Origin of the sequence: Pedobacter sp. Bi126 (genome assembly GCF_918698245.1) — a bacterium.
Classification (GTDB): domain Bacteria; phylum Bacteroidota; class Bacteroidia; order Sphingobacteriales; family Sphingobacteriaceae; genus Pedobacter.
The window spans coordinates 56,393-68,897 of the sequence record NZ_CAKKMS010000007.1 but is presented as its reverse complement, the minus strand read 5'-3'; the positions used below and the strand labels follow the sequence as shown (position 1 = coordinate 68,897).

The following is a 12,505-nucleotide window of genomic DNA, read 5'->3' as shown; positions in this document are numbered from 1 at the left end:
AAAAAAAATCTAGATCAATAATCCTGATAAAAATCACGAAATTTAGATCATTGCATGTCTGATTCAACTCTACCGGTTTTAAGAAAAATAATTCATATCGATATGGATGCTTTTTATGCATCTGTAGAGCAACGCGATTTTCCTGAATACCGGGGAAAGCCCTTAGTAGTTGGTGGCAAGCCCGATAGCCGAGGCGTAGTTTCTACAGCCAGTTACGAAGCGCGGCAATATGGAATCCGCTCTGCAATGTCGAGCAGTAAAGCTTACCAGCTTTGCCCGACAGCAATTTTCGTATACCCCCGTTTTGATGCCTATACCGCGGTTTCGAAAGCGCTTAGGGAAATTTTTAGTCGGTACACTGATAGTATAGAACCCCTTTCGCTGGATGAAGCTTACCTTGATGTAACGGAAGACAAGCTCGGAATCGGATCGGCTATTGATATTGCTCAATCCATTAAAGATGCGATTAAAAATGAGTTAAACTTAACCGCTTCGGCAGGCGTATCGATCAATAAATTTGTGGCCAAAGTAGCTTCAGATATGAACAAACCAGATGGTTTAACTTTTATTGGTCCATCGAAGATTGAGGCTTTTATGGAAAAACTCCCGGTTGAAAAATTCTTTGGGGTAGGCAAAGTTACCGGCGCCAAAATGAAAGCCATGCAGATTAATACAGGTGCAGATTTAAAAAAATTAACTGAAGCCCAGCTTGTTGCCCAATTTGGGAAATCGGGAAGATTTTATTATAAAATTGTTCGTGGTATTGATGAACGCCCCGTTCAGTCGAATCGCGAAACCAAATCAGTTGGTGCAGAAGATACCTTTTCGGAAGATACCAATGAAGATTCGGTGATGCACGATCTGTTAAAACAGATCAGTGAAACCGTGGCCAAACGTTTGGAAAAATATCAACTAAGCGGAAAAACGGTAACCCTAAAAATCAAGTTCGCCGATTTTAAACTGATTACGCGCAGCCGGTCTTTTGCTCAACCGATAAACAAAGCAGAGGTAATTTATGCTGAAGCGATTAAACTTTTGGAGGAGGCCGCTATCGGCCTAACACAGGTGAGGCTTTTGGGCATTACCTTATCGCGTTTTTATGATGATGTAGAAATCGAAAAGCCAGAAAGTAATCAGCTGGAGTTTGAGTTTTGATCAGATAAATCATCATTGCGATGAGCTATTTCAGCCGAAGAAGTAACCTTACAACAAACGCAATGATTTTATTTCGGCCGGTGAGACACCAACCGATAGGATAATTTCCTAGTTTAAAAACACCAATTTTCATTTGGAGCGCAAGGCTGGTACAAACCAATAAATTCCTTCCCGTTTTACACTTATACGCTTCGCTTCCTCGTACCTCGTTGCTGCAGGGTAACGCTGCAACCGGGGCTATTGGGCCAAAACAGCATTTCATTTTCGGGGTTGTTGGGTGCAGAAACCCTTGTTTTTAAACCCGACAGCAGCGGCAGTCCCGATTTTCTTCATCGGGGCTACAGCAAATGGCGGGGCTGAAAACCTCCAAGAACCACAAGCCACTCATTTCCTAATTCTAATAGCTACTCAAATAGTATACATAAGCTGTTTATTCGGTTTGTGAGAACACAGACTAAGGAATAGATTGCCATGGCCAACCCTACATTAAGTTTATGCATTTTTCCATTCGTGCCGTCACCCTGAATTCATTTCAGGGTCTTTATAGCGGGAAAGATGCTGAAATAAATTCAGCATGACGATCGCGCTCTTATCAAACATAAAAAAGGCCCTACAAAAATGCAGAGCCTTTAATTGTTATTTTAAGGGGTAAAATTTATTTGCCAGCTAATTTATCGGCAAGCATTTTCATGTAAAAACCGCCTACTACACTCCGGGCTTTAAAATTATCGCGGATACCGGTATTTGAATCATAAAAATCGTTCAAGGGTACTCTCGACTCGGTTTCGATAGCGTGTTTGTAAACCGGGTGAACCAAAGCTTCGAATTCTCTTTGTGTTGGTGCAAAAGTAGCGGTCCACAAGATCCAGTCATTTTTAGTATAGGCCTTTCTGCTGTCCAATGGAATACCGTATCTATTTTGTTTAGTCAGGTAATATTTGGTTTCGGTTTCGTATATCTTTTGCGGAAACAGGTTTAACTTCAGCACCTTATCCCAAACCAGGTTATACTTCTGGCTCCATGTATTTTTATTATCAAAAGTTAAGGCGTAGTGATCGCCAGCATCGGCCATTTCTATCCATTTTGGCACCATACTTTCGGCAATAGCCCTATATTTTTGGGCTACATCATCATAACCTAATGTTTGGGCCATCTGCGCATAACAGGCTATACCTACAATCGCTTTTACCGATAAGTTGGCATTACGGGCCAGGTGACCGGCAAAATCATCGGTACATAACTGCGTTTTCGGATCTAAGCCCTCTTTGGTTAAATAATCAACCCAGGTGGTTAAGGTTTTCCAATGCGCTTTGGCATAATTGGCATTCCCCTGTGCTTTGACAATTGCTGCAGTTAAAATAATCATGTTGCCCGATTCTTCTACAGGCATTGGCTCCCCATAAGTTTGTCCGTTTGCTAACGGATAGGTTCCCAGATCGTGAGCTGCCCAAGGGTGAGGATATTTTCCGCTTTCGCTGAAATAGAAAATACCATTCAACATGCCCTGTAACAGTTCAGGATTATAAATCAGGTACAATGGTGCCGACGGGTAAGTTACATCAACCGTATTGATAAAACCACCACTGTTGTTTTCCTTAGATAACCATAAAATTTCACCTTGCGGACTCTTTACCAAAGTATGTGCAGCAATGCTCTGTCGATAACCTAAAACACATAAATCGGCATACTCTTTACCACCTGATTTTAAGGCATCAGCATACAAAGTTTTGTTAAAAGTTTCACACTTCTGAATCACGTTTTTGTACTCATCAGCCGCAGCGGTTAGTTGTGCTTCGATGGTTTCTTTACCTGAGGTATTCCACCACGGCCTTAAATTTTTATTGAAGTATTGAACAGCATAAATTTCATCATAGCCCAGTTCAACATATTTTTCTACCGGAGCCTTACCTACTGGTCCAAAAGGGATAATGGTATTCAATGCAAGCATTTTGCCTTGTTTAGCAGTAGAAGCGGAATTACCTTTTCTAAAAGCATCGGCAGCATCTTTTTCGGCCGTTACAAACTGGATGGCGTTGCTGGTTTTTGGTGCCGCTACGTAAAAGTAACCCCAATCGATCCGCATATCGTCACTTGCTTTTTGAAGAATTGGCTGCTCAACCGTTCCCGTTTTTAATACCGATAATTTAGCGGTGCTGTATTTGCTTGCTGTAACTTCTTGCGTAGGACGATAAACCGCAATGTTTGACGATGCACTGAGGTATACTTTTACCTGGTGGGTTTTACCATCATTTGCTTTTACCTGATAGGAAACATAAGAAACCGGACGGGCAAATAAACCTAAATCGTTCATTAACAATGGCGAGGTAAAAGTTAATTTTAAATCGATCTTACCACAGGTAAAGTTATAGATGGTTTGTGTAGCATTGATATCGACACTTTTTTGTTTAGCCAGCTGCACTTTTTCGGCATTGTCTTTTAGCTTTTCTACTAAACCAAAATCGAGAAAACGGCCACCAGCAGTATTAATGAGGTGGATAGCAATTACATTCGATCCCGATTTTAAAGCACTTTTATCACTATTACTTAAGGCAATGTATTGGAAATTATTGGTCCAGCCTTCTTTGGTATAGATTTTCTTCCCATTTAGGTAAACCTCAATATTATCATCATGGTTTATCTTTAAAAACAGTTCGTTTATTGATGCAGGATTAGCTACGTTAAAGGTTCTTCTTACCCAGATATCATGCGATTTCCATAATGTTTTCACATTTTTAGCATCATCTCCTATTGGTGCATTACCGGTTTGCCAGTTGCCTGCAGCATAGTTTGCTGCTTTCCAATCGCCCTGAGGCTCGGTTTCTGTATATTTTACGTCGTAACCTTTTTCATCTGAAGCAGGTACAACTGTTTTATAACTGGTACCCTCTTTACCTAAAAAACGATAGATACCACCATCAACATTAATCAAACCCAGTAGCGAATGGTCGGCACCCGTCCAATGTTGGGTAGCAGATTCGTTTAATTTATCGGTGTTAGACCAGATGCTAAAATAGGTATTGTGCGTAATTAAGGGATAAGCCGGGGCTTTCCGCTCCTGTGCCTTTAGCAATCCGCCTACAAACATGCAGCCGAGTACGCTTAAAAATTTTAAAATCTTGGTTTTGTTCATAATTGTGTGTATTGAAATCTGATACTATATTTCTGGTTAGATCTAACGTTAGTTAAACGTTTTACTAAAGTATAAAATATAATTTACTTTTTGCAAGGAAGCCGGTTTTTAATTGTCCAACTGACATTTAAAATCAATTCTCAAAAAAATACATGGAGTTTTTAAGCTCCATGTATTTTTCAAATTGTGCATAAACCTATATTAAATTAAGGCTGTTTTTTGTTGATGGTCCACTCGGCCAATTGAAACACACGGCTTCCCCTGTTCGATTTGATGTAAAGGCGATAGAACTTATAAGCAATGTAATTATCAAAGTGAAAAAGTTTAGTCTGTTTTCTGCTGCTGTCATTATTCTCCCATGGGCATACCGTAACCGTATGCAAATCGGTATACTGGATACCATCTAACGAACCCTGCAAAATCCAGAATCTTGGATCGCGGTCTGGAGCATCATTTCCCGATGTTAGCGTATAAGCGCCCACCACCTGCGGCGTCTTTAGTTCGAAAGTACATTTTTGCGTACCATCAAAACCTGCCTGTAAGAATTTCGTATTTATATCCTGATCAACCAATTTTTTGGAACCTTCGCCAGAATCGGGCCCAGCACCTGCTTCAAGGTTAACCGAAAATATACCCCCAATAGTTTTCATGTAATTCTCGCCATATTTGGTTGGGTCAAAATTCGGATCGACTACTTTTAAGTTAATCTCTTTTGTTGCCGAATAACCTTGTCCGTTCCTAATGGTTAAAACCACGCGGTATGTTCCCGGGAAACGGTAAACATGTTTTGGCGAAACTTCTACGGAGGTACTATCGTCTCCAAACTGCCACAATAATGATTTATAATTTTGTGGGGTAGCTGTAAACTGAACTTCCTGGTATTTTAACGGATTTGGAATGGCATAGTCAAATGTAACCAATGGTTTTGGTTCTTCCACTTCGGGAATAATCTCTACGGTTTCGTCCTTTTTACATTTTACCGTTAACACAACGATAAGTAGTAAAAGCGAGCATACACCTAATAATCTTTTCATGTTACTTTTCATATCTATTCATGTTTAAGGAGTTGGAAATAATTGTGTTCTTGGTACGGCACGTTTACCTGTTATACCTGCCGATGGAACTTCATATTCGAGATAGGCCTGCTGTCCACCAACATTTTCACGGTGATGTGCTTCAATTTTATATCGGATACCGCGTTCTAAACGAATGGTTGCTTTTCGCTCTGGTTTATCCCACTGTGTGGTATAATCATCTATAATGGCTTTTCCATTAATAAATAGTCTTGATCCATCATCCCAACGGGTTTGATAGAAAATGTAATCACCCCTTACTGGCGCCAAAAATTCTCCAACCCATTTGGTAGCGAAATTATCTCTGCTCAAAGAAGTACCAGCGGTATTTTTTACATTATCTGGCCAACCATCGCCCGAGAATTCGATCGTACCATCTACACGGGTTGCAAAAGGCTCACGGCCGTCGTCTGGCGACAATTGCGTATTGGTATAATATTTGGCAATTAAACCTGTTCCTTTTCCAATAATTGGAGAGTTGTTATCTAAGTTTACATTGGGATCAATCACTACGATTACTTTTCCTTTAGTAGGATGGATAACGTGATTGGTATTATCGCTCAAGCTTAAGGCAAAGGCAAATTTTTTGTTGGCCATAATATTTGCATCGAACACCGGCCATGGAATCGATAACCTTACTGTAGCACTGGTCGCGCCAGTATTAAACCTGACCAAGGTATCGATGGTAAAATCTTTTGCAGCGAGATGGATCGCATTAGTGAGCGTTCCTGCCGACAATAAAGTTGCAATGGTATCTATATTATCCTTAATTTTTACGTTGAAGGCTGTAGAAGGAGCATTATCCAGGCTGATAATCAATGGAATGGTAACCCCAGCAGGCCCTACCTGGTAAGTAGACCCCTGAGTTACGCTATAGATGCCTCCGCCCTGAAAACTTAAAAAATGGATGTCGGTAGATTTTAACAATTCTTCGGTATTGATAATAACCAGGATATTCGATTTGCCATTGGCAATTTTATTTCCTTTACCAGGCGCTGAAAGTTTTAAGGCAAAAACCACCTTCTTACCAAAATAACGTTCCAATACCGACCGGCGAACGATTGCTATTCCTTCTGCATTGTCTGTTCCATAAGCAACATTAATTACGTTAGGATACTCTACAGCAGCTGAGGGCATGAGTATAGCATTGGTTAAACCACCATTATTAATTAATTGCGCTACCGTATCGTTATTTAGGGTTAATCCTACCTGAAAAGCCTCTTCAGCTGCCCCCGAGAGCGAAATTTTGAAAGGAACTTTAACAAACTGATTATCTATTGATACATTTCCCACAACAATGCCTTCGCCAGTAATACTTCTGCTTGCCGAAGGTGGTAGATCCAAATCGTCTATTTGAGATTCTTTACAAGAATAGGCAACAATCATGATTGTTAAGCCCATTAATACTGTATATATAATTTTTTTCATTTTCGATATTTAAATTATCAATATTCTTGTTTATTGGTCTAACCAAACCCTGCCATCAAGCGCCCACTGCTGGTTATTGGCAATTTTTAACCAGTTAACCATTTGCGCCGGTATATCAGTTGTTTGCGGAACAAGGAGCGCTAAGGAACTGGTTGAAGGCGGACAGATTAAATCGTTGAAATTTTCCCAAACGTATGGCCCCTGTAATTTAAAATCGCGGGCCTGTGAAGAAAGATCGATCATCTTATCGCCATTTCCATCGGTAGCTGGCCAGTAACCCACTAAAAAGTTGTAAGATGGGTGGCTCTGATCGATGGATGTTTCGCAAGAATAGTCTTCAATTACACCATCTGGTACGGCTAGTTTAAAGAAACGGATATCGGTTACGTAATAATCTGGTTCTCCATGCCCCTGACCATTTAAATAACCCAGTTTCAGTGCATTAGAATTGGCTAAAGAACCAGACCCCGTGATTTCTAACTCGCTGTTAAATTTTCCGTTGGTATAAGTTCTGATAAACCTTTGGTTACCGCGTTGTTCTAATTTAACCGAAAGGTTTTCCCATCTACCCTGAACAATATCGCCGCCCCTGCATTGGCGGTAATCACCATCTTTTGTACCTCTCCATTCAAAATACCAGTAACGGTCTTCTAAATAAATAACCCAGCCTACACTAGGGTGACCGCTTGACCATTCGTTCCGCTTACCTAAAACACTTGGATAAAAAAGCTTTTCCTGGTTCTTTTTAACTTTAAGCTCGATAGTCATTTTAGTGGTATCGTCTATGTTGTAAACGCCTGCATCTTCGCCAGCCACTTCAGCCCTTATTTGGGTACCAGTCATTTTAACGGTTTTACCTAAATACCTGTTACCTGTAAAAGGCTTTACCAGGATCCGTTTATTATAAGCAGCACTATAGTAAATAACAAAAGCATTGTTTGCCGGTTTACTAAAAATGGTTTGATCATCGGTATTGGGCGGGAGGGTAAATGCACCACCATCACTCGAAGCGATAATAACCAGCCAATCTTCGTTAATATAATTAGGGCGTTTCTTTAATGCAGCCATAATCTCACCTACGCCAGTATCGAATTTTTCTATTGCCGATTTATAGTTCGGGAATGAATTATCGTAACCATATTGTGCGCCGGCTTTATCTACATCGGTAAAGTGGCCTAAAATTACGGAGGCAGTATCGGTATTTAAATCGTTAATTACCGCAGCTTTAACCAGATCATCGCTGCTTACCAGTGTGCTAATATCTGCACCTGTTGTTAGCGATTTAAAAACTGTAGACGAGGTATGTGCTACAATTTTGGTCTGTGGCCTGCTCTCTTTAATCCTTTTAAATATTACAGGGTAATTCTGCAGGTTGTTATTGGTCAGGTTATCATCATTTACAAGGTGTTTTGCCTTTTTTACGCCAGTTAACATGCTTGCCCAGTTACTGGCATTCTGTGTAGCTTCGGGTTCATTTAAGCTCACCCAACTATAAACTGAATGTGGTAAAAGGGCCGTAATATTTGGAATATTAGCTGCCGCTACCGATTGCCCTCTTGCACCATCAACCACCAGGTATAAGATCTTACGGCTTCCGTATCTTACTTTTGTGGTATCGGTACCATCTTTATCTGTAAGTTTTCTATCGAAATCTTTATTGCAGGAAAATATGGTTGTTGTAATTACGGTGGCCATTAAACCCAGCAGTAATTTATATTTTTTCGTCATGCTCATCTTAGTTTATATTTAATTGGCTTCTGGTTATTATTATTCGATAGTTACCCTAACGATGTTATAGAAAGGCTGGTTATCAAAGCGGTTGAAACCTCCGATTAATAACAGTGCTTTTTTACCGTCTGCAGATTTTGTCTCAATCACATCAGAAAGGCCGCCCGAAAAAGGTCCGGTTGCATTATAGCCAGGAGCTAGCAGTCCTGCTGGAGTAAGTACCATAAAACCGTTTCTGGTTACGTTATTGTACTTTTTAAAGCCACCGCTCACTACAATCAACCCATTCGAAAGCTGGCGTGCAAAATAAGGATAACCGCCCTCAAAGAATTTAGCTGTAAAAGATTCATCCAGGCTGCCATCTTCATTAATTAATGCCATCCCGTATACAGGTTTACCGTTGTATTTTGTAAATGCTCCTGTAATCAGGTATTTTCTGGTAGTGGCATTGTAGGTAAGTGATGTTATTCCATTATCTACCCCACTGCCCGGGTTAAAACTTGGATCTTTAGTGCCATCGGCATTTAACCTTAAAATACGTACCGCAGGCTGGTCATCGAAGGTGCTGAAGTTCCCAAATACCATTAATTTTTCGAGGTTCGCCGCATCGGTATGCATATAGGTATCAATAGGCCCATTTGCACTTACATTACCTTTATTGGTTGCAGTATTAAAACGATAGGTTTTATCTAAAGAACCATCTAAATTGAACCTTAAAATCTGGCGGATTTCGGTACTATCCAGAATTACCGTATCTCTGGTAAAATCGTAATTGTCTTTATCGTAAGTTCTTTTTACGTAATACCTAAAATTACCAGTTGCTAGTATTTTACCCTGGTGTGGGTAAATGCGGTTAATGTATTCGTTGGTACCGCCATTAAATTTAGGAAACCATTTTTGGGTAACCGTATCGGTTAAAGTTGGCTTCCGCTTGGTTTGGATTTTAATGGTATCAATAGCGCCATTAGGATATAAACTGGTTATATTGCTGATATTTTCTGTACGCTGGTTGTAGCCGCTAAACCCACCGGCGATGATAAAACGCCCGCCAATTTCAATTACTCTCGATAGTGAGCCATTTGCGCCTCTACCCGTTCTAAAAGTACGGTCGTAATCGCCATCTAAAGAAGTTCTTACAATTCTATTATTCGGTGTAATGAATCCATTATTATTGTAATTGTTAAAACCGCCGAGTACAAGTGCCCTTCCATCAATCATTTCGTAGAACTGACTTACGTAGCCATTTGTTCCGGCTGTTGCCTTAAAAGTGATATCGTTTTTGATCAGGCCCGACACAATAAACTGCGGACCTAAAATCAGCTGATCGCCAATAGCAATCGAGGTGATTCCTGTACTTCCGGCTTCGGGCACCTTAACTACAATAGTAGATTCGGTAACGCTAAGCACTTCTGCTTTTTCGCCGTTAAACAAAAAGGTTAACTTATCTTTAAAGGGCATTAAGCCTTTGGCCTGTACGGTTACAGTAGTACCTACAATCCCTTCTGATGGAACAGGTGGTAAAGTTTGGCTGATGGTTATGCCTAGTGGTGCTTTACCGTCTGCATATGGGTCTTCGCCTAATTCTTCTTCCTTCTTACATCCCTGTATAACTAAGGAGCATAGAAAAAACACGATTAGCATGTATTTTATTTTTTTCATGATTCTATTCTTTAAAATTATAACAGGCTAATTATTTATTACTTGGTGTTAAACCAGTGTTATATACATCATTAAAAAACTCATATAAATTGAACCCCAGGTATGCACCCTGGTACCTTAACGAGTGCACCATTCCGTTGGTTGGCTTAATATCAGATGATGCGACATAACTTGGGTACCAGTTATCGTTCGGTTTTGATACATCGGGGATATAAGAGAGCACAAGCTGCCTGTAACCGATATATTTAATTCCGTTAGCATCGTAAAAAACGACCCCAATATTGGCTACATCGTTGTTATAATCGTAGTGAAGGGCGCCGGGATAAATACTTCTGAGGTTAAGATCGATCTGCGGATAATCTTTTAACATGTTTACACCTTTAAACATATAACGTTGCAGGTATTTCCGCCAAATGGCCGGACTGATCTGATCGAGGGTTTTTACCGTATCTCTTCCCGCTTCATAAAGTAATTGATTTAAGGATTCGAATTTTGGGTTTCTATCTTTTTCGTTGGTGTGAATATTGCCGATCGTTTTCCGCACCACATCATCATCAAAAGCAAAAAAGGTGAAATTCTCTGAACTGAACTGTTGCTCCATACCGGCCAGTTTTACAATTTGCGCAACGGTGTCAAAAGGAACCTTTTTGGCTTGTAGGTACTGCATCATATTCCCATCATACTCTGCCTTTACCTTACCTCCATCTATATAGTACTCATCACGCTTACAGGCATTTAAAACAAGTAAAAGTGCCGCACATGCAATAATTAGCTTTTTCATATCTTGTATAATTTCTATTTAAAATTAATTACCACCATTAACCCAATAATCGTTTAACCGCATAAACGGATTGTTATTTAAGGCATTACCACTTATTGGCCAGGTCCATGCGCCACGGCTAAATTTATCTGAAGTAAGTACATTGTACGACCATTGGCTGCTTAAAATCCTCTTGGTGCGCACCAAATCGAAATAATGGTGTCCTTCGCCTATTAATTCTCTGGATCTTTCGTAAAAAATAAAATCCTTCAGGGTAGAGCCTCCGCCACCAGCATATCTTGATGCTTGTGCCCTATCTCTCACCATATTTACCAGCTTAATTGCTTCGGCATCTTCTCCTAAATCGGCAAGTGCTTCTGCGGCCAGTAAAATTTCGCCACCATACCTAAAAATCATAAACGTATTATCAGGATTGGCATCTTCTTCGCCTGTAGAGAAAGAATTCTGTGCAAATTTTAACATCATAAATTTTCCGTTATCGGCAAAAATATCTTCGTTAAACCAACTGGTAATTCTCTTATCGCTACCATCCTGAAAAAGTTTTTGCATGTACTCACCCCTGAAATAAGCAAAACTTACACGGTGGGTATATTCTGGCCTTTTATATGGGTAATGCAAAAACATATCAGCCACTGGTGCCGTATTGGTATTTTGATCACCATAGTTTATACTGCGGTAAAATTCGAATAAGCTCTCGTCTGATCTTCCTTTAATTACAGTAGCCCATTCTGTAATTGGCAATAACCGGTATGCACCACTGGCAATCATTTCGCGCCCTAAATCAGCAGTTTCCTGGTAATATTTCTTCGAATTATTTGCATCAAAACCGGCATTCCACATGTTCATTTCCATAATTAAGGCAATAATGCTTCCACGGCTGGCCCTAACTCCTTTTAAGGATGGATCGGTATAAGTCCATGGGATCTGATTTTTATAGGTTTTAAGATCAGCTATACATTTGTTTAATACGGAAACAAAGTTTTCGCGTGGCAAAGCTGTTGAATGGAATGCATCGGTATAATACACTACATCGCCATATAACCTTACCATAACAAAATAGCTTAACGCACGGATAAATGCAGCTTCGGCTTTATACTGGTTTTTCTGCACATCGGTAAGCCCGGGTACACCTTCGTCTAGCTTCGCCATTAAAATGTTGGCACCTTGTATGGCACGGTAATAATCGGTCCAATCGGTAATTCTATTGAAATTGTAAAAATCCCATGGGCGATTGCCCGACAGTAAACCTAACAGGTTGTTTTTACCTAAAATCTCGACAAACTCGCGGGCTGGTGCTAAATCAGACTGACTTTCGTAAAGTACCTCGCCAGAGCGGTATTCGCCCGTTGCACCTATAAAATGTGTTTCGTTAAATTTACCGAACACAATACGTGATAAATCGTAAATATTAGCTTCTACATCTTCTTTAGATTTAAAGAAGTTATTTCCTGATAACTTATCTAAAGGTTGAATATCCAGAAACTTTTTACAAGCAGGCAATGAAAATGTTGCTGCTAAAATCAAAGAATAAATGATAAACTTTTTCATAAT

The 12,505-nt window shown here is 40.0% G+C and carries 8 protein-coding genes; 1 reads left to right on the top strand and 7 read right to left on the bottom strand.

Annotated features, from left to right (window positions below; all coding sequences use genetic code 11):
* Positions 1–54: 54 nt before the first annotated feature.
* The gene (gene dinB / locus LQ201_RS21910; RefSeq protein WP_230145809.1) at positions 55–1,155 is read left to right on the top strand and encodes a DNA polymerase IV; all 1,101 of its coding nucleotides are present in this window, start codon (positions 55–57) and stop codon (positions 1,153–1,155) included.
* Between the two features lie 655 nt (positions 1,156–1,810).
* On the opposite strand, the gene LQ201_RS21905 is transcribed toward dinB, so the two are convergent.
* The 7 genes from LQ201_RS21905 to LQ201_RS21875 form a co-directional block, all read right to left on the bottom strand.
* A complete protein-coding gene (locus LQ201_RS21905) occupies positions 1,811–4,285 on the bottom strand; it encodes a glutaminase family protein (protein ID WP_230145808.1) in 2,475 nt (824 codons plus the stop codon).
* A gap of 206 nt (positions 4,286–4,491) precedes the next feature.
* Positions 4,492–5,319, bottom strand: coding sequence for a PKD domain-containing protein (locus LQ201_RS21900; RefSeq protein ID WP_230145807.1), 828 nt, complete (start codon positions 5,317–5,319; stop codon positions 4,492–4,494).
* Between the two features lie 24 nt (positions 5,320–5,343).
* Positions 5,344–6,786, bottom strand: a complete 1,443-nt coding sequence (locus tag LQ201_RS21895) for a PA14 domain-containing protein (protein WP_230145806.1) — start codon at positions 6,784–6,786, stop codon at positions 5,344–5,346.
* Positions 6,787–6,816: 30 nt separating this feature from the next.
* A complete protein-coding gene (locus LQ201_RS21890) occupies positions 6,817–8,514 on the bottom strand; it encodes an alkaline phosphatase family protein (protein WP_230146693.1) in 1,698 nt (565 codons plus the stop codon).
* A 39-nt stretch (positions 8,515–8,553) separates the two neighbouring features.
* Positions 8,554–10,173, bottom strand: a complete 1,620-nt coding sequence (locus tag LQ201_RS21885) for a DUF5008 domain-containing protein (protein WP_230145804.1) — start codon at positions 10,171–10,173, stop codon at positions 8,554–8,556.
* Between the two features lie 31 nt (positions 10,174–10,204).
* Entirely contained in the window at positions 10,205–10,954 is a 750-nt protein-coding gene (locus LQ201_RS21880; RefSeq protein WP_230145803.1) for a hypothetical protein, read from the bottom strand.
* Positions 10,955–10,978: 24 nt separating this feature from the next.
* The gene (locus LQ201_RS21875) at positions 10,979–12,502 is read right to left on the bottom strand and encodes a RagB/SusD family nutrient uptake outer membrane protein (RefSeq protein ID WP_230145802.1); all 1,524 of its coding nucleotides are present in this window, start codon (positions 12,500–12,502) and stop codon (positions 10,979–10,981) included.
* Between the last annotated feature and the right edge of the window lie 3 nt (positions 12,503–12,505).